This window comes from Photobacterium sp. GJ3 (assembly GCF_018199995.1).
Lineage (GTDB): Bacteria > Pseudomonadota > Gammaproteobacteria > Enterobacterales > Vibrionaceae > Photobacterium.
The window spans coordinates 2,385,522-2,409,546 of record NZ_CP073578.1 but is presented as its reverse complement, the minus strand read 5'-3'; the positions used below and the strand labels follow the sequence as shown (position 1 = coordinate 2,409,546).

24 protein-coding genes and 2 pseudogenes are annotated in these 24,025 nt (G+C 50.0%); 16 read left to right on the top strand and 10 right to left on the bottom strand.

What is annotated here, in order from left to right:
• Nucleotides 1-75: 75 nt before the first annotated feature.
• The 3 genes from KDD30_RS10920 to KDD30_RS10910 all read right to left on the bottom strand — a co-directional run bounded on the left by KDD30_RS10920 (nucleotide 76) and on the right by KDD30_RS10910 (nucleotide 2,810).
• On the bottom strand, nucleotides 76-1,338 hold the full coding sequence (locus tag KDD30_RS10920) for a porin (protein WP_211645904.1): 1,263 nt from the start codon (nucleotides 1,336-1,338) through the stop codon (nucleotides 76-78).
• A gap of 196 nt (nucleotides 1,339-1,534) precedes the next feature.
• Nucleotides 1,535-2,248 carry a DUF3379 domain-containing protein gene (locus KDD30_RS10915; protein WP_211645903.1) on the bottom strand — a complete coding sequence of 238 codons (714 nt, stop codon included), beginning with the start codon at nucleotides 2,246-2,248 and terminating at the stop codon, nucleotides 1,535-1,537.
• Nucleotides 2,235-2,810 carry a sigma-70 family RNA polymerase sigma factor gene (locus tag KDD30_RS10910; RefSeq protein ID WP_211645902.1) on the bottom strand — a complete coding sequence of 192 codons (576 nt, stop codon included), beginning with the start codon at nucleotides 2,808-2,810 and terminating at the stop codon, nucleotides 2,235-2,237. Before KDD30_RS10910 ends, KDD30_RS10915 begins: the two co-directional genes overlap by 14 nt.
• Before the next feature lie 464 nt (nucleotides 2,811-3,274).
• Between KDD30_RS10910 and fadI the strand changes: the two genes are divergently transcribed.
• Both fadI and fadJ read left to right on the top strand, forming a co-directional pair.
• A complete protein-coding gene (fadI, locus tag KDD30_RS10905) occupies nucleotides 3,275-4,585 on the top strand; it encodes an acetyl-CoA C-acyltransferase FadI (RefSeq protein ID WP_211645901.1) in 1,311 nt (436 codons plus the stop codon).
• Nucleotides 4,586-4,599: 14 nt separating this feature from the next.
• Nucleotides 4,600-6,746, top strand: a pseudogene (gene fadJ, locus KDD30_RS10900) (fatty acid oxidation complex subunit alpha FadJ).
• A gap of 91 nt (nucleotides 6,747-6,837) precedes the next feature.
• On the opposite strand, the gene KDD30_RS10895 reads toward fadJ, so the two are convergent.
• From KDD30_RS10895 to KDD30_RS24540, 4 genes and pseudogenes are all read right to left on the bottom strand, one after another.
• Nucleotides 6,838-7,014 carry a hypothetical protein gene (locus KDD30_RS10895; protein ID WP_211645900.1) on the bottom strand — a complete coding sequence of 59 codons (177 nt, stop codon included), beginning with the start codon at nucleotides 7,012-7,014 and terminating at the stop codon, nucleotides 6,838-6,840.
• 373 nt (nucleotides 7,015-7,387) lie between these two features.
• The gene (locus tag KDD30_RS24550; protein WP_249199307.1) at nucleotides 7,388-8,173 is read right to left on the bottom strand and encodes an insulinase family protein; all 786 of its coding nucleotides are present in this window, start codon (nucleotides 8,171-8,173) and stop codon (nucleotides 7,388-7,390) included.
• A 111-nt stretch (nucleotides 8,174-8,284) separates the two neighbouring features.
• A pseudogene (locus KDD30_RS24545) lies at nucleotides 8,285-9,006 on the bottom strand (insulinase family protein); the annotation flags it as partial.
• 140 nt (nucleotides 9,007-9,146) lie between these two features.
• Nucleotides 9,147-10,151 (bottom strand): insulinase family protein, encoded by a 1,005-nt coding sequence (locus tag KDD30_RS24540; RefSeq protein WP_249199129.1) that lies wholly within the window; start codon nucleotides 10,149-10,151, stop codon nucleotides 9,147-9,149.
• 221 nt (nucleotides 10,152-10,372) lie between these two features.
• Here KDD30_RS24540 and sixA point away from each other — a divergent pair, with 221 nt between their 5' ends.
• Together sixA and KDD30_RS10880 are read left to right on the top strand one after the other, a co-directional pair.
• Complete coding sequence (gene sixA / locus KDD30_RS10885; RefSeq protein WP_211645899.1) at nucleotides 10,373-10,867, top strand: phosphohistidine phosphatase SixA; 495 nt, start codon at nucleotides 10,373-10,375, stop codon at nucleotides 10,865-10,867.
• 129 nt (nucleotides 10,868-10,996) lie between these two features.
• Nucleotides 10,997-11,356, top strand: coding sequence for a hypothetical protein (locus KDD30_RS10880; RefSeq protein WP_249199128.1), 360 nt, complete (start codon nucleotides 10,997-10,999; stop codon nucleotides 11,354-11,356).
• Nucleotides 11,357-11,419: 63 nt separating this feature from the next.
• Here KDD30_RS10880 and smrB read toward each other — a convergent pair whose 3' ends face one another.
• Nucleotides 11,420-11,953 carry an endonuclease SmrB gene (gene smrB, locus KDD30_RS10875; protein ID WP_211649847.1) on the bottom strand — a complete coding sequence of 178 codons (534 nt, stop codon included), beginning with the start codon at nucleotides 11,951-11,953 and terminating at the stop codon, nucleotides 11,420-11,422.
• A gap of 53 nt (nucleotides 11,954-12,006) precedes the next feature.
• Here smrB and prmB point away from each other — a divergent pair, with 53 nt between their 5' ends.
• The 8 genes from prmB (at nucleotide 12,007) to KDD30_RS10835 (ending at nucleotide 18,994) form a co-directional block, all read left to right on the top strand.
• Nucleotides 12,007-12,939 carry a 50S ribosomal protein L3 N(5)-glutamine methyltransferase gene (gene prmB / locus KDD30_RS10870; RefSeq protein ID WP_211645898.1) on the top strand — a complete coding sequence of 311 codons (933 nt, stop codon included), beginning with the start codon at nucleotides 12,007-12,009 and terminating at the stop codon, nucleotides 12,937-12,939.
• Nucleotides 12,940-13,164: 225 nt separating this feature from the next.
• Entirely contained in the window at nucleotides 13,165-13,563 is a 399-nt protein-coding gene (locus KDD30_RS10865) for a hypothetical protein (RefSeq protein WP_211645897.1), read from the top strand.
• 82 nt (nucleotides 13,564-13,645) lie between these two features.
• Nucleotides 13,646-14,497, top strand: coding sequence for a tyrosinase family protein (locus tag KDD30_RS10860; RefSeq protein ID WP_211645896.1), 852 nt, complete (start codon nucleotides 13,646-13,648; stop codon nucleotides 14,495-14,497).
• The gene (locus tag KDD30_RS10855; protein WP_211645895.1) at nucleotides 14,494-14,946 is read left to right on the top strand and encodes a hypothetical protein; all 453 of its coding nucleotides are present in this window, start codon (nucleotides 14,494-14,496) and stop codon (nucleotides 14,944-14,946) included. Before KDD30_RS10860 ends, KDD30_RS10855 begins: the two co-directional genes overlap by 4 nt.
• An 88-nt stretch (nucleotides 14,947-15,034) precedes the next feature.
• A complete protein-coding gene (locus KDD30_RS10850) occupies nucleotides 15,035-15,307 on the top strand; it encodes a hypothetical protein (RefSeq protein ID WP_211645894.1) in 273 nt (90 codons plus the stop codon).
• 310 nt (nucleotides 15,308-15,617) lie between these two features.
• Nucleotides 15,618-16,292 carry a DUF4272 domain-containing protein gene (locus KDD30_RS10845; RefSeq protein WP_211645893.1) on the top strand — a complete coding sequence of 225 codons (675 nt, stop codon included), beginning with the start codon at nucleotides 15,618-15,620 and terminating at the stop codon, nucleotides 16,290-16,292.
• 103 nt (nucleotides 16,293-16,395) lie between these two features.
• The gene (locus KDD30_RS10840; protein ID WP_211645892.1) at nucleotides 16,396-18,129 is read left to right on the top strand and encodes a hypothetical protein; all 1,734 of its coding nucleotides are present in this window, start codon (nucleotides 16,396-16,398) and stop codon (nucleotides 18,127-18,129) included.
• 184 nt (nucleotides 18,130-18,313) lie between these two features.
• Nucleotides 18,314-18,994, top strand: coding sequence for a hypothetical protein (locus KDD30_RS10835; protein WP_211645891.1), 681 nt, complete (start codon nucleotides 18,314-18,316; stop codon nucleotides 18,992-18,994).
• A gap of 48 nt (nucleotides 18,995-19,042) precedes the next feature.
• Here KDD30_RS10835 and KDD30_RS10830 read toward each other — a convergent pair whose 3' ends face one another.
• A complete protein-coding gene (locus tag KDD30_RS10830) occupies nucleotides 19,043-19,624 on the bottom strand; it encodes a TetR/AcrR family transcriptional regulator (protein ID WP_211645890.1) in 582 nt (193 codons plus the stop codon).
• 133 nt (nucleotides 19,625-19,757) lie between these two features.
• Between KDD30_RS10830 and KDD30_RS10825 the strand changes: the two genes are divergently transcribed.
• Nucleotides 19,758-20,798 carry an alkene reductase gene (locus tag KDD30_RS10825; RefSeq protein WP_211645889.1) on the top strand — a complete coding sequence of 347 codons (1,041 nt, stop codon included), beginning with the start codon at nucleotides 19,758-19,760 and terminating at the stop codon, nucleotides 20,796-20,798.
• Between the two features lie 203 nt (nucleotides 20,799-21,001).
• A complete protein-coding gene (locus KDD30_RS10820) occupies nucleotides 21,002-21,640 on the top strand; it encodes a glutathione S-transferase family protein (RefSeq protein WP_211645888.1) in 639 nt (212 codons plus the stop codon).
• A 53-nt stretch (nucleotides 21,641-21,693) separates the two neighbouring features.
• On the opposite strand, the gene KDD30_RS10815 is transcribed toward KDD30_RS10820, so the two are convergent.
• A complete protein-coding gene (locus KDD30_RS10815; protein WP_211645887.1) occupies nucleotides 21,694-22,425 on the bottom strand; it encodes an SDR family NAD(P)-dependent oxidoreductase in 732 nt (243 codons plus the stop codon).
• Between the two features lie 115 nt (nucleotides 22,426-22,540).
• On the opposite strand from KDD30_RS10815, the gene KDD30_RS10810 reads away from it, so the two are divergent.
• Nucleotides 22,541-23,452 carry a LysR family transcriptional regulator gene (locus KDD30_RS10810; RefSeq protein ID WP_211645886.1) on the top strand — a complete coding sequence of 304 codons (912 nt, stop codon included), beginning with the start codon at nucleotides 22,541-22,543 and terminating at the stop codon, nucleotides 23,450-23,452.
• Between the two features lie 180 nt (nucleotides 23,453-23,632).
• Nucleotides 23,633-23,995 carry a GFA family protein gene (locus KDD30_RS10805; RefSeq protein ID WP_211645885.1) on the top strand — a complete coding sequence of 121 codons (363 nt, stop codon included), beginning with the start codon at nucleotides 23,633-23,635 and terminating at the stop codon, nucleotides 23,993-23,995.
• The last annotated feature ends 30 nt before the right edge of the window (nucleotides 23,996-24,025 follow it).

Below are 24,025 nucleotides of genomic sequence, written 5' to 3'. Positions count from 1 at the left end.
GTTGAACGCGATACAGCCTGAAAAGAAAAGCCGCTCATCCGAGCGGCTTTGTACTGTCTGGTGTGGACGCTTTGCTTAGAAAGAGTGGCTGAACTGTACGCCGTACAGCAGCGCGTCAGCACGTGTGGTTGCCGAGACGCTTGAAAGATCAGTGCTTTCTGTTGCCTGAACATCTTTACCCATCAGGTAAGTCAGACCAAAATCGACCGTAGATTTGCTGCTCAGGTTATAGCTGAAACCGCCTGAGAACCACTGGCGATCTGAATCTGGTACAGAAATCGAGGTTTTCTTGTCCTGAGCACTGGTGTCGTACATATAACCGGCACGTAGCGTCCAGTCTGAATTCAGTGTATAGGTACCACCAATGGCGTAATGCCAGCCATTCTGCCATTCATATTCGTTCAGCGTGACACCTTTGTTGGTTTTCAGCACATCGAAGCTGCTCCACTCGATCCACTGAACACTATAGTGAACGGCAAACTGGTTGTTCAGTTGGTGGAAGCCTGAGAATTCAACCATGTCCGGCAGGGGCATCAGCAGTTTCTGGCCGTTGAGCTGTCCACCAGCTTGTTGCGCATAAATATCGCCATCTGCCTCCAGTTCCGGACTGTAGTGATAGGCCAGACCGAAACGGTTTGCGTCATTCAGTTCATACACAGTGCCCAGGTTGAAACCTACCGCGGTGCCATCAACATCGACATCCAGCAGTGGTCCTTGAACGCTTTTCGAATACTGAAGCACACCTTCGATGGTCTTGTTCGAACGCTTCAGTTCACCCTGGCCATAGATGATGTCGAGACCACCACCAATGCTCCATTGCGGGTTGAGACGGTATGCCGCATTCAGCGTCAGGTTCATGCTTTTCACATCAGTCAGCCCGCCGAATTCATTGGCAGCATAGCTGTTGCTGAATTCTGTCTTGGTGCCGAAGTTTGAGTAAATCCCAACACCCAGTGCCAGCTTGTCATTCACCGGGTGAACATAATACAGATTCGGGACATAGGATGTGCCGCCGATTTGTTCACTGTCGAGATTCGCTGATGTAACGGAGCTCGTCAGTGGATTTGAGAGCGTATAGTTCGCATCTTTTACCTCAATGTCAGTATCAATAACATTCAGGCCCAGTGAGATTGCAGGTGCATTGAACAGCGTCATTGCAGCAGCGTTACGTGCCATGACAGACGCATTGTCTGCAATCACGGCATCACCGGCAAATGCGCGGCCCAGTCCAGTGGCCGATTGTGAGTTTAACTGGAATCCCGCAGCCAGTGACTGATGAGATGCCAATGCGATGGCAGTCGCCATCATGGTTTTTGTAAACAGACGCTTCTTGTACATTTATTTTTATCCTGATTTTCTTGACCGTCTGGCACAAGAAAGTACCAGCGGGGAGCCGATTTTAGGGGCAGAAGAAAGCAGGACAAATCTGACCAGTCTCTAAGTTATTGTTTTATCAATAATGGGGGAGGTTTGATTGATGAAAAGATAAGCATTTCGATGACAGCAGTTGAATGCTGTCATCGAAAAAGGGGATTCAGATATCTTGCCAGTGCATTGCTTTTTGGAGTTTTTCGGCAATGGGCATTATATTCTCACCTTTGTTGCCCACAACAATCAGGCTGGCGTCATGTGAAGGCATCACCACCCCGTTCATATTATTGTCTTCGAAACTGGTCATGTTTTTACTGGGCTGAGGGACCACAAAAACAGTGATTTTACCGTGCTGACCATGCAGTACCATATGTAAGGCATCGCCGCCGTTAAAACCACAATGATTCAGGTAGTAGACATGCGACGGCAAAGTGCTCAGTGTCGGACCAAATGGCTTCAGCTTAGCGTTTACCTGAGTCAGAGAGACGCCTTCATCGATCTGATTGACAAAAGGCGCTTCATTATAGATGTGTGTCAGTGCAATCTGACCAATGTCGGGTGAAGAACCGGGTATGGCATCCGGGATAAATTTTCCAAGCAGTAAGCCCCCGAAGAAAGCAACGGAAGCTGCGATTGCCAAATGACGGCGCACTTTTTTTTCTGCCTGATATCCCTGACCGGACTGACGAAACAGAATCCGATCGGCCAGATCTTCCGGGACATCGACCTTCATCACAGCAGCCAGCTTACTATCTAACTGCTGTAGTTCATTATGGAGTTTTCGGTTGGTGACTGACGAATTCTTCGCCGCGCACATTGCCAGGCTGCGATCTTTGGGATCAGCCAGGATTCTGCGACGAAATTCAAGGTCGTCCATTATGTTGCCCCCTCCGTTCGGTTTGCTTTTCTATGGAATCTTTCAACTGATTACGAGCCCTGAACAGCCGCGTCATGACAGTGTTGCGGTTCAGTCCTAAGATATTAGCAATTTCATCCCCGTTGAATCCAGCCATAACTTGTAAAACCAGAGGTTCTCGATATTCAGGCGAAAGCTGCTGAAGTAAACGACTCAGCTGACTCAGTTCTGAATCACCTAGACTGGATGTCTCCGGTTCATGATCGGGAATGGCATATTCATCCAAATCCACTAAATCAAGTTGCTTCCTTTCAAACCGGCGGGCATTTTCTCTGCGTAAGATGGTAATCAGCCAAGCTTTTGCGGCACTGTCATCTTTCAGGCTGTCTAAAGACCGCCATGCACGTAGACAAGTTTCCTGCACTAAATCCTCAGCGATATGAGGGTCGTGGCAGAGCCAATAAGCATACCTGTAAAGGTCTTTGTGCCAGGCTCTGACCAGAGATTCATATCGTTTTTGTTTATTCATATCTACAGAGACCGAGGTCTCTGCACTTTTCTTACGGAAAAACTGCTTCATCATGCTCTTGTCCATCCGTCATCATCCATTGTTGTCGATCTTACGGTGCTGAATAATGTTTGGATTCAAGTGATTCTTATAGTGTTATTGATTATCCTCAATATCTGTCAGCCGGTTTTCGTTATACTGAGCTGGTTATCGGGTGTTGATTCTCGATAACGTCCTTTCGGGACTCAGTATACCCTTCAACGAATTGCGTATGAGCCTCACCGGTTTTCTGTATTCCAATCGCGAACACCGGATTTCTCTCTTCACACTTTTACACGTCATTTGACGCTCGGCTGACATTGAGAGTTTGACAACCATACCATAGCGGTGTGGTTTTTTTTTATTCGACTCAAAATTCCCTTACTTTTTTTATTGTTTTTGACGTCTCTCAACTTTTAAACATTGATTTGAAATTAATAACAATGCCGTTACAATCAATGTGGTCTGACCTCTAGATTACATCATGATAAGGAGTCGCGATGACACGTCGCCAGAAACTTACCACCCAACAGGGTGAGCGTATTGCTGTTGTGACAGGATTACGTACCCCTTTTGCCCGCCAGGCGACTGCCTTTAATGGCGTACCAGCGTTGGATATGGGCAAAATGGTGGTTAACGAAATGCTGCAAAAGATTGACTTTGACCCCGCTTTGATTGAACAGGTGGTTTTTGGCCAAGTGGTTCAAATGCCAGCAGCTCCGAATATTGCCCGTGAAATCGTTCTGGGGACGGGCATGAACATTCACACCGATGCTTACAGTGTGACACGTGCATGCGCCACAAGTTTCCAGGCAGCAGCAAATGTTGCTGAAAGTATCATTTCAGGCACCATTGATATCGGCATTGCCGGCGGGGCTGACTCGTCTTCTGTGTTGCCGATTGGCGTGTCCAAAAAACTGGCTGCGACATTACTGTCACTGAGTAAAGCCAAGACCATGGGCAAGAAAATGAGCCTGCTGAGTAAACTCAGCCTGAAAGATCTGATGCCGGTGCCCCCTGCAGTTGCAGAATACTCGACAGGCCTGAGTATGGGCCAGACGGCAGAGCAAATGGCGAAAACCCATGGGATCAGCCGGGCAGAGCAGGATGCGCTGGCCCATCGTTCACATACACTGGCCGCTCAGGCATGGCGTGATGGTTTGATTCAGGATGAAGTGATCACGGCATTTCCCGAACCGTATCGCCAGTGGATCGATAAAGACAACAACGTCCGGGAAGATTCCACCGTTGAAGGCTATGCGAAACTGCGTCCTGCGTTCGACCGCAAGTATGGTTCTGTGACCGCAGCAAACAGTACACCGCTGACTGATGGCGCTGCGGCGATTCTGCTGATGCGTGAAGGTCGCGCGAAGGAGCTGGGTCTCAAGCCGCTGGGCTATATTCGATCGTACGCATTTTCTGCGATTGGGGTTGAACAGGACATGCTGATGGGACCGTCCTACGCGACACCGCTGGCACTGGACAGGGCTGGCCTGACACTGTCAGACCTGACGCTGATTGATATGCATGAAGCATTTGCGGCGCAAACGCTGGCGAATGTGAAAATGTTTGCTTCCAGACAATTCGCGCAGGAAAAACTGGGCCGAAGCGAAGCAATTGGCGAAATCGATATGGATAAATTCAACGTGCTGGGTGGCTCAATTGCCTACGGCCATCCATTCGCAGCCACCGGTGCACGAATGATTACCCAAACGTTGCGTGAATTGCAGCGGCGAGGGGGCGGACTGGCGCTCAATACGGCCTGTGCAGCTGGTGGTCTGGGTGCAGCGATGATCCTGGAGGCTGAATAATGACGGATGTAACCATGACAGAACAAAACACAGTTCAGACAGCAGACACACCCGCTTCTGCATTTCAGCTGCGCTACGGTGACAATGGGGTTGCATGGCTGAATATTGATGTGCCCGGCGAAAAAATGAATACGCTGCAGGCGGCATTCGCATCGCAGGTCGGTGCTGTGCTGGATGAGCTGGAAAGTAAGAAATCTGAGATCAAAGGTCTGGTTGTTCACTCCGGTAAGCCAGATAACTTTGTGGCAGGGGCTGACATCCGGATGCTGGCAGCCTGCACAACCGTCCAGGAAGCAGAAGCGCTGGCGACTCAGGGGCAGACGATGTTTCAGCGTCTGGAAGCGCTGCCATTTCATGTGGTCGCTGCCATTCATGGCCCATGTCTTGGTGGTGGTCTGGAACTGGCGCTGGCTTGTCACAGCCGAGTTTGTACAGACTCCGAGATCACCAAACTCGGATTGCCGGAAGTTCAGTTGGGTTTGTTGCCGGGTTCCGGTGGCACGCAGCGCTTGCCGCGCCTGATTGGTGTGGCCAACTCGCTGGATCTGATCCTGACGGGTAAACAGCTTCGTGCGAAAAAAGCCAAGCAGCTGGGTGTGGTGGATGAATGTGTACCGGAAAGCATCTTACTGACCGTGGCTGAGTCATTGGCTCTGAAAGGGAAACCAACCCGCAAGCACAGTTTTCAGGACTGGGCGATGGGCGGCAACCCGGTTGGCCGCACGCTGGTCTTTGATCAGGCCCGGAAAAAGATCCGTGAAAAAACACGGGGTAACTATCCGGCTGCAGATGCCATTCTGGATGTGATCAAATATGGCCTGCAGCATGGTATGTCGAAAGGCCTGAAAGAAGAAGCCCGCCGCTTTGGCGAGCTGGTGATGACCTCTGAATCTGCTGCGTTGCGCAGTCTCTTCTTTGCAACGACGGCCATGAAGAAAGAAACCGGCGTTGGCAGTGAAGTTCAGCCTGCAACCGTGAAGCGGGTTGCTGTACTGGGTGGTGGCCTGATGGGGGAGGGATCAGCCATGTCTCTGCAGCAAAAGCTGGCCTACCGGTGAAGATCAAAGACATTTCAAACGACGGCATTCTGAATGCGTTGTCGTACAACTATAAATTGCTGGATAAAAAACGTAAGCGGAAGATCATCAGTAAAGCGGCATTGCAAAAGCAGATGCTGATGATTCAGGGTGGTGTTGATTATCGCGGCTTTGATCAGGCTGATGTCGTGATTGAAGCGGTGTTTGAGGATCTGAAGCTGAAACACCAAATGGTGCGAGACGTTGAAACAAACGCCCGTCCGGATACGATTTTCGCGACCAATACGTCGTCACTGCCGATTCACCAGATTGCCTCTGTTGCGGAACGTCCGGAGCAGGTTGTGGGTCTGCATTATTTCAGCCCGGTTGAGAAAATGCCGCTGGTGGAAGTGATCCCGCATGAAGGCACGTCACCACAGACCGTTGCGACTGTAGTGAAACTGGCGAAAAAGCAGGGAAAAACCCCGATTGTCGTCGCGGATAAAGCTGGTTTTTACGTCAACCGGATTCTGGCACCTTATATGAACGAAGCGGCGCTGGCTTTGTTGAGTGGCGAACCGATTGAGCACATTGATACAGCACTGCTGGATTTTGGCTTCCCGGTCGGTCCAATCACCCTACTCGACGAAGTCGGGGTGGATGTGGGTGCGAAAATCAGTCCGATTCTCGAAAAAGAGCTGGGTTCGCGTTTCCAGAGCCCGGATGTATTCGACATTCTGCTGAAAGATGGCCGTAAAGGTCGTAAAACCGGAAAAGGCTTCTATCTGTATCAGGGGAGGAAGAAAGGCGTTGATAAGAGCGTTTATAAACTGCTGAATCTGAATCCGGAGCGTAAAGCTTCCGGCCATGAGATAGCCATTCGTTGTACGCTGATGATGTTGAATGAGGCGGCCCGTTGCCTGGATGAAGGTGTGGTCCACAGCGCCCGCGATGGTGATATCGGGGCGATTTTTGGTATCGGTTTCCCCCCATTTCTGGGTGGCCCGTTCCGCTATATGGACCAGTTAGGCGCCAAGCGTGTGGTGGAACTTCTGAATGAGCACGTCGATAAATATGGCGAGCGATTCCGCCCATGTGAGCGTTTGCTGCAAATGGCGCAGGACGATCAGCGCTTCTACGCGTAAGTCTCCCTGAGGAAAAAATCAAAGGCCTGCAATCGCAGGCCTTTGTCGTTAGAGGGATGGAGATAGAACTTAACGGAAAAGCAGTGAAAATTCAGACTGTTTTTTGATGCTTAAAGCCTTGTTGCATGGTGGCATTGAGCCGAAAACGCCGATACAGACGCCGGGGTCTGATCAAATGCATCAACAGGATGACAGAGCCAGCAACCATCAAGGGATTAAAGCCAATCCAGAGTAAAAAGATCAGGCTAAATAAAGCAATACTGGTCATCAGGCAGAGCATCCCGTCGAAAGGACGGGGATGAATTGCTTTCATACAGGTCTGGCAAAATAGCCGACTATGAGAGCTCCGGTTTTTCGCCGTTATGGATTGACGGCAGATCGAACAGGCGTGCGACATAACAGGTTCCTGAACATTGTCCTGAAAAAATGCATATTCGACCTCATGACTTCTTGTGCGAACTCCGGCACAGACTGCTAGTCTGAGGAATCTCTTGATTTGGTAAATTAGTTAATCGACTGATACGAAAGGAAAATTAGGACATGTTCATGAAAGTGTAACCATGGTTCCAATTTTAGTGGTTTTGATGTGCTTTTCCGGCATATTCTCCGGGCGCTTGGCCCGGAGCTGTATGGCGTCTGAGTCAGCAGGCTTGCTGTTGAAAATGGCTGACGGAGGTCATGGGCTCTCCGACTTCCAGTGGGGTTAAATTACTGTGCGCTTCCCCCTGATAATAAGTAATGAGGCGATTTGCCGTGCGTGGTTTGATCTCTTCAACCATAAAACGCACCAGTTCTGCGCGGGACAGAGATTCCATTTCAGCGGCAATTTTTTGGCGCTGGTCAAAATGGTCATCTTTATGGCCAATGCTGACCCAATAGCGTTGTGCGCGGGCGCGCAGGTTGGTGTCTGGCTCAGATAGTTGAGCAATCAACCCCTGCTTGCTGGACCGCCACTGGTTTTCTGTCAGTTCCAGTAACACCAGTGCAAATGCATTGGTAAATTCATCAATGGCTTCGAGCAGTTGCAATGGCCCGGCCACCGGGGACTGAATATAGAGCAGCAAGCCGGGATAACGGTTCAGCGGCAGATTTGCTGTGCCGACCATATATCCCAGTTGCTGTTCTGTACGAAGCTCATGGAAAAATGTGGTGGACATCAGGTGATTGGCCAGCGTATAGGTTGCGATGGCTTTAGGCGACTGTTCTCTGGACTGATGATAAACCAGAATCGCTGAGTCGGCGTGATTGCAGTCGACTTCATACCTTAAAGTACCGCAATCTCCCAGATGGACCAGAGGTCGCTGGGCTTCCCCATAGAGCTGATCGGTTACCCGGAAAGCATCTTTCAGGACTTCGGCCAGCGCCAGCGCATCGTCTTTGCGCCAGTCCCCATACACAAAGGTATCGATGTGCAGTTCAGCAAACATGGCATCGACAAATGCAGGTAATTCGGAGACCTCAACGGTTTCCAGTTCTTTGATCAGTGCCGGGTAGGGCGGGTTATTGGGTTGCAACAAGCCCGTTAACTGGTTAAACAATTGAGATATCGGTTTATCTTCCGCAGCATTGCGCCAGTTGCGCAACATCTGTGCTTTGATGCTGTTGAACCGTTCCACGTTGAAGGTGCGTCCGGCAAATTTCTCCAGCAGTAATTTCAGCAGCAGTGGCTGCTTTTCGCTGAAGCCAGAGAGTTGCAGGGTTACCCCCCCTGATGGGCGTACAAGTTGTAGGCCATGCCCGCGACTTCAGCCGGATAGGCGACCTCATTGCATGCTTCCATCAACATCTCGACGCAAAGCCGGGTTTTGACGATATTGCGAACCGAGCTCACTGCATGAGGGCTGTCGATGGCCACATAGACCAGACCTTTCGGCACACGGAATTCATGCTCTTGTTTGAACCAGAGCCGGAAACCAGGCAGATCCTGAATCAGTTGCGGGGGCAAATCCTGCTGGCTTTCCTGCGGATGTGGATCTAAGCGTTCACACAGGTAAGGGTTAGATTCCGGAAGTTGCAGCGCAGGGTTCACGCCCGGCGCCGCCCAGTTGCTGAGCTGCTCTGCCGTAAACGGTGTGACGGCATAAGGGGTGTGATACCAGTCGGCCACCTGATTGTAGTGCTGACCTTTGGCCACCAGCGTCAGACGCAGATTATCAGGGCGAAGCTGTGTCAGCACTTCTTTCAGTAAAGTTTCATTGTACTGACTCATCATATAGTCGCCGTAAACAATGTCTTCCGGCGCGTAATGCAGCAGATTCATGACCAGATAACTGACGGTATCCAACGGACGGCTTTTTTCCTGATAACGGAAAGCCTGCTCCAGTACTGCGCGTTTTTCACGATAGCGCCATTCTGCCAGCCCCTGCGTTGAAATGAGCTGAATATACTGGAATATTGTGGTCACGATGTGATCGATTTTATCCAGCCCTTTGGAGTCAGATTCAGACCAATGGTAAACTCACGGAAATTACTGCCGCTGACACCGCCCCCAGCGGCCAGAGTATTGATCAGCCCTTCACTTTTCAGGACGGACATCAGACTGCCGGTCCCTTCATTGCCCAGCAAGTGCGCCAGATAGGACAGCGGTTTGCTGCGGTAATGGTGTTCCATGGCCGGCAAGGAAAATGACAGCGTCAGTTTGCGGACTTCCTTGATGGGCTCCACTGTAATAAAGCGGGCATTTTCCCTGTCTGTCACTAAAGGAACGGCGATGTCTGCTTTGTCCTGATTTGAGTCGGGTATGTCTCCGAAAAACTGCTCGGCATAGGTTTGCAGTTCATCAAGTGTCTGGGGACCGAGCAGGACCAGTCCCATCAAACTGGCTGAATAATGCTGGCGATAGAAAGCGATGAGTTCATCGCGAACTGGTTTGCCGGGACGGTCTTCCAGCGTGCCAATGTCGCCGACCGAGAATTTGGAAAACGGATGCTCAGGGTTAATCGTCTCTTTATGTACCTGATATAAACGACGGACGTCGTCTTTCAGTTTGAGCTTGTACTCTGAGTCGACAGCCTGGCGTTCTTTGTCTATCGAATCTGCATTGAACAGCGGCGCTGTAAAAAACTGGCCGAATCTTTCCAGACCGGCAGCAAAAGCCGGTGGGACGATTTCGAAGAAATAAGTAGTGTTTTCAGTTCCGGTCCAGGCATTGTTACTGCCGCCGTACTGATTCACGAACGATTGAAATTCACCGGGATGGGGGAATTTCTCTGTCCCCAGAAACAACATATGTTCAAGAAAATGGGCCATCCCCTGGCGATCCATCGGATCATCAAAATGACCAATTCCGACAGAAAGTGCAGCTGCCGACCGGGGTGCCGTCTGATCGTGGACCAGCAACACCCTGAGTTGATTCTCAAGGGTGACATAGCGGTACTCTTTGGGATCGTTCGGACTCTTGAACACAGGAAGCGCCTATTTTTAAAGGGAATTAGGCTAATTATGACGCCCAATAGGTACACTGGCAAATTCTGTCTGGTCTGGGATTTCATTCGAGGGAAGAAATATTCCGTTCGCGATACCGATTCAGCCGTCACGCTTTCACATCGCGTAAGATTAAATGGCTACCCTGTGTGTGCCAGCCTTTGCTAGCATAACCACAGAAACGCGCAACCGGATTGGAGACTATGCGAATTTTTATCATGCGTCATGGCGAAGCGCAGCATTTTGCCCCAAGTGATGCGGAGCGGCCTCTGACCGCACAAGGTAAAGTCTATTCTCAGCAGATGGCCCGGCAGCTTGCCAGTCATCTGGATGGTGAGCTTGATCTGGTCTGGGTCAGTCCGTATCTGCGTGCACAGCAAACCTGGCAGGCGATGTCGGAAGAATTACCGGTGCCCAAAACGCTGATGACGATTGATGACATCACGCCTTATGGTGATGCAGCGCAGGTTGCGGACTACCTGAAAGCCGTGATTGAACTGGAAAAACCGAGCACCGTGCTGGTGGTGTCTCACCTGCCGCTGGTGGGCTATTTAAGTGCCGAACTGGTTCCGGGTCTGCAACCGCTGATGTTCCGGACCTCGTCGATCGCCGCGGTGGACTTTCATTCCGAAGGAGAAGCGTCCGCCTTGTTATGGCAGGAGAATCCGGTCGAGGCTGCGCAGCCGAATCATCATTAATGTCCGTCAGCTATTTCTTCTGATCGGGATAACTTGGGTGCAGGACGCACTTTTATCGGGCCGGGCTATCCCGCAAGGTGGGTTCGGGTACAATCATTCCAAAAGAACGACTGAAAAAATTATCGGGTTATGAAGAAAATACTTTTCGTTTTGCTGGGCAGTCTGGGACTGACTGCCTGTGCTGCCAACATGGTGAAGCCAAATATTGTCGCGAACGGGGCAATTAAATGGGTGAATGGTGTCCGGGAAGAAATGAATATTTCGAGTACGGGCAGCACGCTGACATTTATCGCACCGCCTTCCATACTGTCACCGGGCGGGATCACCATCTTTTCCCGTATCGACAGCGCCCGGAACGGCAACTGCGAACATTATTACAATGAGAATTCCGTCAAAGTGCGGATGCAGATTTGTGATACAGGTGAAGTCACGCTGATTCAGGACGGTCAGGTTGTGAATGTGGGCTCACTGACGCAAGAAGTGTATTGAAAGTGTTACCCTTGGGAGTCGTCAGGTCCCGAGACCTGACACTCTCCGGGATATACTTTTGCATTACCGCTCTGGAATTTCAATCAGAACCAGCAGGGCACCGGCACCGCCGAATTCAAGGGGCGCCTGATGAAATGCCATCACATCCGGATGCTGAGCCAGCCAGAGCGGTGCCTTTTGCTTGAGAATATGCTTGCCAATGCCATGCATGACACAAGCACAGGACACCCCATCTTTGATACAGGCGGCGATCATGGCTGCCAGTTCCCGCTTGGCTTCCTGCTGGGTCATCCCATGCATATCCAGATAGATATCCGGGACATAGACACCACGCCGTAACTTTTTCACTTCATACTTGGACACATCGGAACGGGCATACTGCATCGGGCCTTGTTCACTCAGGTGCGGTTCGAACTCGTCCGAGAAGTAAAACTCGTGGTTTTGACTGTCTTTCGTACTCACATTGCGCTGATCCGCTTTCGGGCGCTGTCGGCGTGTGGTGATTATGGTATCATTCGACAGCTGTTTAATGCCCTTAACGGCCTCCTGAAAGAGCGCAAAGTCATTCTCTTCCAGGGCAGGGTCTTTTTTACTCATCATGAATTTCCAACTACTTTATCGCGGTATTGTAGCGCCATTTGGAGGCTATTTTGGATAAGATTTTTGTCGACGAAGCCGTCAACGAACTTCACACATTGCAGGATATGCTACGTTGGACCGTCAGCCGTTTCAACGATGCAGGCCTGTTTTATGGCCATGGCACAGACAATGCCTGGGATGAAGCGGTGCAGCTGGTGCTGCCGACGCTGCATCTGCCCATTGATATTCCTGCGGATGCGCGCCATTCGCGCCTGACCAGCAGTGAGCGCCGTGCCATTGTGGAACGTGTAGTTCGCCGTGTGACTGAGCGCACGCCTGTGGCTTATCTCACGAACCGGGCCTGGTTCTGCGGTCTGGAGTTTTTCGTGGATGAACGTGTGCTGGTGCCACGCTCTCCGATTGCAGAATTGATTGAGAACGGGTTCGAACCGTTTCTGACCCGTGAACCAACCCGCATCATGGATCTGTGTACCGGCAGTGGCTGTATCGGGATTGCCTGTGCTTACGCGTTCCCGGAAGCGGAAGTGGATCTGGTCGACATTTCGGCGGATGCGCTGGCTGTCGCCGAGCAGAATATTCACGATCATGGTCTGGAGCAGCAAGTGATTCCGCTGCTTTCTGATCTGCTGCGTGATGTCCCAAAAGACAAATACGATGTGATTGTTTCCAATCCGCCTTATGTGGATCAGGAAGACATGGACAGCCTGCCGGAAGAATTCCGTCACGAGCCGGAACTGGGCCTGGCGGCTGGTTTTGATGGACTGGATCTGGTGCGCCGTATTCTGGCCAATGCCCCGGATTATCTGACGGAAGACGGCATTCTGATCTGTGAAGTCGGTAACTCCATGATTCATATGGAAGAACAATACCCGCATATTCCATTTACCTGGATTGAATTCGAAAATGGTGGCCACGGTGTCTTCATGATGACCCGTGAACAACTGCTTGACTGCGCAGCAGATTTCGCAGAATACAAAGACTGATTATTCCCCTTTTCAGTTCATTCAGCAGCCAGAAGTCATTCTGGCTGTTTTTTTAGCCGGCTTTTTTCTTCTGTCGCCATATCCCGCGTCACGTCTCAAAACCGAAAGCATCATTTCTCATATGGGATGAGTTTCGCCTATACCTTCAGCACAGCGCATGGCTGCAACGGTTCTGAACCTGCCTGAGCAGAGAGAGAACCCACATTTTCACGAAAGGGGAACATCTTGTTTTTATTATTGTTAGTGGTCACCTTTGCAGTTTCCGTGGGTGTTTGTTTTCTGGTGTCTCAACTGTTCAGCCAGCCGATTGAAAGCATATTAAAGCGGTTGGTTGCCCCTGATCTTTCCTTTGCCTGGACTAAGTATCTGACCTTCGCCATTTACGTGGTCGGTGTTTCAGGGGGCGTAAGAATTTACAGCCTGGAAAATTTTATCCGGGAACCCAGTGAAGACTTCACACCGCCTGTTTTAACCACGGAGCGCTGGGTTCTGGAAATTTACAGAACCCTGATCGAATCACTTCAATCCATTGCCTGGATGTTATTGGTCTTTTTCATCTTTTCACTGATTGCCTATGTGATTGTGCGAGGGTTTGAACTGCGATATCGCAACCCGGATGAATAAAATGGGCTGAGTTCCGAGGTTTATTTTTCCAACGCTGAACCTGAATCATATGCATGAACCAAGTGAAAGAGGAGGTTGAACTATGTCGGGTCAGATGAAATATCGTTTGCCGGTTTCTTCTCCGCAATTCCCCCATATGCAACATTATATTGAGGCGATTCGGACATCAAAAGAAATACAGGATAATCGCGGCTTCTATCATTTTGCCGGGCTCCATGGCGCGCCGGGGCGTTGGTGCTGGCATCATCAGTTTTCCCGCCGTTCGAATTTAACGGCTAGGGTTTTCCTGCCGTGGCATCGTGCTTATTTGCATCGGCTGGAGCAATCATTGCAGGATATTCAACCGGATGCATCGATTCCCTGGTGGGACTGGACACAGGTGCAAGGGATCCCCGCAGCCTTTTCGACCCCGAAGATAGACGGGCAGGATAATCCGCTGTTTGATTCTGAAATTATCTTAAACCCGCCTCAGGTCCCTCAGCCCATTCATCTGCGAACGAGCCGTAATCCTGATACGCAGATGCCCGTGTTTTCCTTTCCGGCTGCTGATGTGAATCAGGACGGCAGAGCGACACTGGGCGAGCTGGTTGATTATCTGATTGACTCGGTCAGCGCCTATGAGCAGTTCAATGACTTGCTCGAAAGTGTGCATGACTCGATTCATGGATATGTTGGCGAATCCATGGCGGATGTGACGTTTGCGGCTTACGACCCTCTCTTTTTTTCGCATCATTGCATGATCGATCGGATATGGGCGCTCTGGCAAAAAAAGCATGGCATTGAAAATTTTCCTGCCGGGCTGAAGGACGTGGTATTAGAACCCTTTGGGTTAACCGCAGGGGAAGTCCTGAATTTTCAGTCGCTGGGATATGAATACGCAATGTCTCTGGATGACATTCCGATCAGTGGCACCGGACTGGAGAGAGTAGGATGATTGAACAACGCTATCAATTACCGGCAATCGATCTGAGCCGATTGAAAACACAACGTTTCAGCGAAGCCTATCTGGAATTTTATGGCCTGAATCATTTGCGTCCGACTTATACCGCTTGGATCTTCTTTGCATCCAAGTTGCCAAAGAAAGTGACGCCAGAGAGCCGGGGCTTTGCCGGGACACTGTCATTATTTGGCCACTCGGAATGCTGGGGCGCTTCGGGTCATTGCCATGGACCGGATGGCATTCGCCGATTTGATTCCCGGCCATCTCATCCCATGACACCGGCATTTAAAAGAGTCCCTGTGACACATGCTTTACTGAAAGCGCTCAAGTCCGATCAAACCACACTCAGTATCTGGATTTATGCTTTTTCCAGAGAAACATGGCGCGATCAGGGAGATCGGTCTTTGGTTTGTTGTCATGGAGTTCAATTAGTCACTCTTTGAGTAAGGCGCTGATCGGAGTTCTGAGCATGAAGGTGGTGGTTTACAGGTTGCGTTCAGCACTGACTTGAATGTGAAAAAGGAATCAAACATGAATCATGAAAAGAAAACGAATCACCGCTTTGTACTGGGAGCCGTGCTGGTGGTCTTTTCGCTGACATTACCGCTGCCGCTATTGGCGTCTGTCGAAGGGGAGACTGAGTTCATTATTAACGATGGAAAACAGGATCAGTTAACCGAGGCAGTGCAAGGGCAGGTTGAGCCTTCGAAAAAACGTGCGGCGCAGCAGGCACCTGCTGAAGAAGCATTGAATCAATCTGAGCCTGAAAATCAGAACCCCGAAAAAACAAAGCACAGTTCATAATTCAGATTCCACAGATGCTGGATTTGATGGTTTTCATGAACAGGTTCTGGGGGCATTTTTTGCTCCTTTGAACCCGAAATATCTCGGTATCTTCACCTGAAAGATGACGTTCTTCTGGTTTCCCTTTTTTGTCCCGTTATTTTTAATCCGATGTTCTATCTGCTGAAGCGGCAGTGGCGTCTGCTTATCGCCTGTTGAAAACTGATAAGTCGGTTCCTTGATGAGGATGGTGCGGGTGATTGCTTGCGTCTCCCGAAGTAACCTGACTTTTATGCATGGTGTTAAAAAAGGCAAGACAATGGATTATCAAATGATCAGAAAAAATCATGTAGCCGTTTTAGCCGATGATGGATTCAGGGTGTCACCGGATTTACCGCTTTCCCATGAAAAACAGCCTGTCTGGCAGTTGCGCAGCCGTGAAGAAATTGCCGCTCGCTTATTTGCGTTGGATGCATTAATCACCTGGGTGTTGATGACTGAAGAAAATGCACCCAGTGAACGGATTCGTGATTATGTGGTGCGAAACCATCTTCGTGATTACATGACGGAACAGGAGCGATGCATCATGGATTTTCAACGGGAGAGTGCAGCGCACTGGCACACCTCAACGATTGGTTGGCGCCTGGAAAACATGTGGGCACTGGCCTGGGTGCTCGGGTTTGAGGTGAAGCCTCAGGTCAATATCGGGCAACTGCCCGACCCAATTACACAGGCCATGATTTTTGAGTTTTTACCGGGCCTCAATGCCAGTATTCAGGATTTGCTTGAGCAGCACAAAAGCCGATCTTTTGAAGAGGTCGCTGAATTAGAAGACCTGTTTTATTGTGCGCACAATGCGGTCAGAAGTGCCCAGAACGGGGGCGATACAGTCCCAGAACATTATGATCCCATTGCAGACGGCGGCACGATTCATGAAAGAAGGCATAGTCTGACCTGGTGTCTGTCTCCGGGAGTATCTTGGGAAGAAACAAATTTAAGTACGTGAATGCTCATCAAATAGATTCATAAAAGTTGTGTTGTGGTCGCCGCCTCATTGAATTGATAAGAAATAAGATAGCTGGCAGATCAATAGAATGAGGACAACAACAATGAATGAAAACAGCGGCAGTCATCCTCGCGCCGATGAAACATTAGAAGTCCTGTTGGAACAGCTGGCTGAGAAAAAACAGGAAGCCAGTGCCGCCTATCTGCAATTACTCGAGAGAATTGAGCAGGCCGAAACCCACGAACAGATGGCGGTGTTACTGGATGAGTGGCTGCATGAAAGCCATCACGCAGTCATTGATCCCGAGATTCGCGGTTTGATGTACTGGGAGCGCTTTGAAGAATGGTTTAAGACTGAAGAACACAAAGCGCTGGAAGCAGCAATCGAAGGCGATGCTTCGGATCCGGTCAGTCGTTTTGATATTTGTCAGGATGATGACGATTTTGACTTCGATTTTGATGCCTATCTTGATGCTCTGTTTGATAAAGCGGTGTCCCTCCAGTGCTGGGAATTGCTGGCAAGTTATTTAAGACAGCAAATTCAATGGGTGAGAGACATCAAGCAGGGGGACGCTTTGTATGCGGAAGAACTGCCTTACGGTAACTATGCTGCGGAAGCTTTGTTGCGTCATGACATCACTAAGTATGGCGCGCTGTATGTTGAATTTCTCTCGACATGCCAAGACGCAGTTCCGGAAGAAACCGTGGGGGAGTTCCTGCGCGAGATCATTCCTGAACTTGGGATCACTTCAGCCACTTATCCCATCATCCTTGCCCGCCTGACCTTCGCTTCAGACCAGCATGGCTGGGATGATTTTGGCGACTGGTGCGAGGCACTCCCAATCCGTGATTGGCTGTATGAAAACAATCAAATGGATGCGTTTCTGGCCGCTTATCAGGCCTATGTTGAGCGGGACCAATCTGATCCGGATGAAATTCAGGAACAGCTGGCAGAAATCCGGGATGTGCTGGCAATCGAAGATGCTGTCCAGAAAGAACTTCTGAATGAACATGATCAGGCGCAGCGATTACAACAATGCTATGTACAGCGCGAAGCTTGCTATCAGCAGGAACTCAGTCGGATTTCCGGTATAGATACGCCAGAGGCGATGGGTGCTGAGCTGGTCCGCTGGCTGGAAGAAGTCCGCCACCCCGATGCCATGGTTTCGGAAGATCCGGTACGATTCGACTACGAGCATCGGTTTGATCAGCGATTTATGGGGCGTGAAATCCGTGAGCTCGTGCGCGCCATGGATGAAGACCTGCTGGAACAGCTGAATCTGAAAAAACCGAAAATTTATTGTTCTGCACTGCTCTACAGCCTCTTTGAACAGGCGAAAACGCTGCAGGCATGGGATGCACTGGAGAATTACCTGAAGGCCCAGATTGATTGGTTAAAACTCCATGAGATCCAGGCATTCTATTTGGATGAACTGCCTTACGGTCATTATGCTGCCGGTCTGCTGGCAGAAGCCCATCCCCGTTATATTCCGTTGTATGTTGAATACCTGAAAGCCTTACCACTAATCACGGAATATGAAGGGACGGGCGAGCAAATCGATCAGCTCTTCCACCACTATTGGGACAATCAGGATCAGATTGAAGGTGGCTTTGCTGCGTTTCTGCCGGTTCTGAAAACCCGGCTGACTTTCGCGCGGGGCGATTTGTGGGAAGAAAGTTTCTGTGATTGGTGCGAAACGGCGTTGCGGAGATGGCTGGATGATCATCCCGCGCATGTGAAAACACTCGGTGAGCAGATTCAGGCTGAATTAGCAGATCTTGATTATGATGAAGAGGATATTGAAAATACGGTGCATCTTCTGATGAATGCGGATTGAATGAATTCACTGATTGTTGAACTCACCCTGAAACGGAAGGCACAGCCTTCCGTTTTTTGTTTGAACCCGCAAGTTTTCATCAAATGAAAAATATAAAGTGAAACGCCCAAAAAGTTTATTTATCATGATTCAATCAAGTAACTTTTTCAACATACACATTACTTTCGCCTTGACTGGACTTTTTATGGACAAGATAAATATGAGTCAATATACACCAATTCCCTTTAAACCCTTATGGAATGACTTTTGGGTTTTTTCTTTGTATGGATTTATCGCTTCATTTTTCATGGCACTTTATATTGACAATAATGCCTCGTTAGAAAATATCGAATCGATTGTTTTCGAACCTTTTTCTGTCAGAGCATTTTTTATGATTTCAACCTCTGGATTTCTGTTGGTTGCGATAAGAGCAATGATGTTGGGCATGGATGCAGAAAGGGCTTCGCAGTGTTGGCTGATGCGAAAGTTTTTTGTGCCAATCAGTGAGGTCGGTCTATCGGCTGGCTTTATCATCATGGGGATGTCTGCCGGGATCATGACTTACTTTTTTACCTTTGGTGCGGCTGTTGAAGGTGCCTGGGACTTATCTGTCGTAAACCTGAAAGTGTTTTTGCTGGTTGCATTTATCATCATCCCTGTTTACTGGTTTCAGAGAAGAATTTTTGCTCTGGCACGATCAGAAACACTCTTGCTCACAGGAATTATCGTTCTTTATCTTTTGACGACTTATTTATTACTGTGGGTGGTTGACCCGACAAAGTTTTGGATCGTCTCTATTTTCACGGGAGTGATTCTCGCCTCTGCCTGGCTGGGCGTAAAATATCTGTCTAATCGAAAAACAGCGCAACCCATTCGGAATGAATGAGATTGTTTTAAAAATACTGAGATGACCCATGAGTTCCCAGGGAATCTTTCAGATTCCCTGAATATGCTGCATCAGTTCTGCACTTAATTCACGCAGTTCTCCCGGTTCAGGTTGTGTGTGTGAATAAGCACGGATGCCGTAAATTCCCATGACCAGATATCGGGCAAGTGCTTTTGCACTGCGATGGGTTGAGAGCTCGCCATTTTGTTGGGCATGTTCAAATTTACAGGCGAACAGCTGTTCCCAGTCTTTCAGTTTATGGCTGATCAGACGTTCAATCTCTTTATCGTCCTGTGCCAGTTCACTGAGCGCTTTTTGCAACAGGCAATCTTTGATGTTCTCCTGTTCGCATTCGGCCACCATCTGATCCAGATAGGCCGCAATGCCAGCCATGATTGTGGGTTGACTGTCAAATAACTGCACAAAAGCATTGTCCCGTTCGGCCTGATAGTGCTCCAGCGCTTCGACCAGCAAACCACGTTTGTTGGTAAATGCACAATAAATGGAACCCGGATGCAGCCCGGTGGCCTGTTTCAGGTCCTGCATGCTGGTTTTGCTGTAGCCCTTGGCAATAAAGGCATCCATCGCGGAACGTAACACCATTTCACGGTCAAATTCGGCACTGCGCATCGATTCTCTCTTATCCGTAAAGCTTGCAGGGATTTTAACTGATCTTGAACAACCATTCAAAAAATACTTGAACGCTCATTCAAGATCGTCTAACTTGAATGGGCATTCAAGAAATATAGACACGGTGTACTTTATGGAAAACTTATTTCAATCCATTGATCTGAATGATTCGATCTCACTGAAAAACCGGATCCTGATGGCGCCACTGACCCGGTGTATGGCCGATGATGCGCTGGTCCCAACTCAGGCGATGGTGGATTACTATGCCCGTCGCGCTGATATTGGTCTGATTATCACAGAGGCAACCATTATTCGGCCGGACGGTCAGGGCTACCCGAATACCCCGGGACTCTACACGCCGGCACAAATTGCGGGCTGGCGGAAAGTAACCGACAAAGTCCATGAAAATGGCGGGAAAATCTTTGCTCAGCTCTGGCATACCGGCCGGGTCGCGCATCCGCACTTCTTTGGCGGCGAGTTCGTACTGGCACCTTCAGCACTCGGCGTTGAAGGGACAGTGCCTCGTATGCGTGAACTGAGCTACGTGGTTCCGAAAGCAACGACGAAAGAAGAAATTGAAGAGCTGGTTGCAGATTATGCTCAGGCGGCGATTAATGCGCTGGAAGCGGGGTTTGACGGCGTTGAAATTCATGGCGCGAATGGCTATCTGATCGACCAGTTCCTGCATTTCAGCAGCAATATTCGCGAAGATGAGTTTGGTGGCAACGCGGAAAATATGGCCCGCTTCCCGCTGGCAGTTGTGGATGCTGTGGTCAATGCGATTGGTGCCGATCGGACTGCGCTTCGTTTGTCCCCGGGTGCTTACGTCAACATCACACCGGATGCGCGCGACCGGGAGGTGTTTGATTACCTGCTGGCTGAGCTTGAATCCCGCCATCTGGCTTTCCTGCATGTCGGTATTTTTGATGACCAGATGTCGTTTGATTATCTGGGCGGCACGGCTTCTGAGTATATGCGCACTCACTACAGTCAGACGCTGGTTGGTGTCGGCGGCTTTACACCGGAAACCGGCAGTCAGGCGCTTGCTGAAGGGAAGTTTGATCTGCTGGCGATTGGTCGCCCGCTGATTGCCAACCCGGATTATGTTGCCAAAGTCAAAGCGGGTGAGTCGCTGGTTGAGTATTCCGACACCATGCTGGCTGAACTGATTTAAACGGATACGCCACTGCCTGATTGGATGCGGAAGGTCTTTCTTGACCTTCCGCTTTTTTGGTTGAGGGCTCAGTTTGGTCATCCTCACCTTGCATCAGCAGCGCTGGTTGACCACATTATCTAAAGCTCTTCATGTGGGTTGTTCTGTCGTGCATGAGTGGCCATCACGAATTCATCTTGAATGAAAACCAGAAGGGAGGCTTTATGGCTGAACTGATTCTCACCACCTTCGATTGGGTCCCAGAGTTCCCCCGGGGATATGTACGGGATGTCAGGATACGTTGGGCACTGGAAGAAGCGGCGCTGCCTTACCGGGTTGAAACCGTGCCTTTTCAGGACAGAAGTGCTGCGCACTTTCAGCATCAGCCTTTTGGACAGGTGCCCTGGCTGAAAGATGGTGAACTGTCTGTATTTGAAAGTGGCGCGATCCTGCTTCATTTAGGCGAGCAAAGCGAGGCACTGATGTCCCGGGAGCCGCGTTGTCGCAGTGAAACCATTCAATGGCTGTTTGCCGGTCTGAATTCCGTCGAGATGGCGGTGTTGCCATGGTTTATTGTCCGGTTCTCCGGGGAGAGTCAGGACACGCCGGGAAGCATGGCACTGAACCGGTTTTTAGACGCCCGTCTCAGCCATATGGAAACGTTTTTAACGTCCCGTGAATGGCTGGCCGGACGCTTCTCGATTGCCGATATCGTGATGTCTGATGCCTTGCGCCTGGTTGGACGATTTGATGCACTGGCTGACTATCCTGCCTGTCAGGCTTATGTGGAACGTGCGACGGTAAGGCCGGCTTTCCAGAAAGCTTACGCGGATCAACTGGCACATTTTGCAGATGCGGACTGAACACAGATTCGCATCGCCCCTCAGCGCAGGTGCTGAAGGGCTGAGGCTTGCGTTTATAGGCCGTAACCGCCACTGACCTCAAGGACTGCGTTTCGCATCGCCAGTGACTGATCCGACAGTAAAAATGAAATCGCACCGATTTGATCTGCCGGGGTTAAGACTTTCCCGAAGGCTGTCTCGTTCAGGGAATCAAACAGGGCGTGCTGCTGCGTCGTTGTCATTCCGGCTTTGGCCTGAATTTCTGTTGCAGTCACGCCGGGCCGGACTGAATTCAGGCGAATGCCATCGGCGGCGAACTCAAGGTTTGCAACCCGGACAATGGCTTCAACAGCAGCTTTGCTGGCTGAGTATGCGGCACTGTTTTCAAAGGCATGCGTGACGACAATGCTGGAAACAAATACAACACTGGACGGGTTGTTCAGCAGCGGATGCAGGTGTTGCAGCGTGATGAGGGGTCCTTTGGTATTGATGTTCATCGTTTGGTCGAAATCCGCCTCAGAGGACTGCAGAATCGGCGCCGGATAGAACACGCCTGCATTGAGCACTAAGCCATCGAGTTGAATCTTATCTTGTTTCAGAGCTTCGGCGAGCGTTGCGATTTGTGCTGTACTGGCGCTGTCGGCGACATAACCCGTGCAGCCCAGCGCGGCAGTTACCCGAGTGAGTTTGTCCTGGTCGCGACCTGTGATGATCACTTGGTTGCCGGTATTGATGAGGTGTTCAGCCAAAGCTTTTCCAATGCCTGCGGTGCCACCGGTGATCAGAATCGTTTTTCCTTGCATCATGTTACTCCTGCCTCTGTATATAGGATTGTGCGATACAAAGAGCGTATCAAGTTGCATGGTTTCCGATAAGGCACCAATATAGATACAAACTGGTTCTACTTTGGAAACAAGCGACATGGATGATTCTTATCTCAATTTACCTTTACTGCATGTTTTTCATCGGGTTGCAGAGTGCGGCAGCTTTCAGGCGGCAGCGAATACGCTGAATTTACCCCGCTCATCCGTCAGTAAAAAAATCAGACAGCTGGAAACTTTTGTCGGCCAGCCTTTGCTGCATCGTTCAACGCGGCAATTGCATCTGACGGATGTCGGACGGAATTTATTACATGGCACAGGGGATCTCCGGGCTGTGCTGTCGAATCTGCATGGCATTCTGGATGAAACACAGGGCGTCCCGAAAGGGCGGGTGAAAATGAGCGCCAGTATCCTGATGGGACAGTGTTTTCTGGTTCCCTTGCTGAAAAAGTTGCGCCAGACGTATCCTGAGATCGTGATTGAACTGAGTCTGGATGATCGGACCGTTGATTTGCTGGACGAGAAGATTGATATCGCCATTCGGATCGGCCAGCTGCCGGATTCTTCATTGATTGCCCGAAAAATCGGGGAAAAGCGCTGGGGCTGGTTTGCATCTGCACGCTATCTCTCGGATCGGGGTGCGCCTGCAACGCCGCAGGAATTGGAACAACATGACTGTCTGGTGTTCGGCAATGCGGGCAGTACATTTAATTTCTGGCCGTTTCAGGATGCCAGTGGTCAGACAGAGACCATTGCAGTGACACCTGTGATTCAAACCGACAACAGTCGGGCGCTGGTGGATATGGCTTGTGATGGGCTGGGCATCGTGATGGTCGATCCCTGGTTCGTGCAAAAAGAATGCAGCGCTGGCTTGCTGACGCCGGTGCTGAACGAGTGGCGGCATCCGGACCGGAGCCCGATTCATCTGGTTTGTGTCGGGGAGCGCACCAAAGCGTCCGAGGCCGTCTGGCAGTTTTTGCTGGCGCATTGGGCGCAGTCTCCCTCAATTTAGCAGGCCGCGAAAGGGAAGCTTGGTGCTGCTGTGCCGTCATGACTGCGTGTACATTCAGCTCAGACAGGATGACAGATCAAGCGTCATCTTTGTGTGCTATTTTTTACTGCAAAATAGAATAAGTCATTGAAGTTCAGGTACGATTCAACATGACTTAGGAATCAGAAATGGAGTTTCGCGATGTATACAGGCCAATGCCATTGCGGCAATGTGAAATTAACGATTGCTCGACTGACTGAAACCGCGACTCGCTGTAATTGCTCGTTGTGCAGCCGATATGCGACGTTGTGGGGCTATCTGACGGAATCTGAAGTGGATATCAGCGTTGGCCGTTATGGCACAGAGCATTATTCGCATGGTGACAAATGTATTGATTTTCATCGTTGCGGTCACTGTGGCTGTATCACGCATTATTCCACAACGGCAAAAGTCGAAAGTGATCGTTTGGCGGTCAATTACAATCTATTTTCCTCAACAGAGATTGCTTCGGTGCGGGTGCGTCTGTTCGATGGCGCAGAGACCTGGCAGTTCATCAACGAATAACCCTCGCAGTGTTGGCCGAACCCTGAAGCA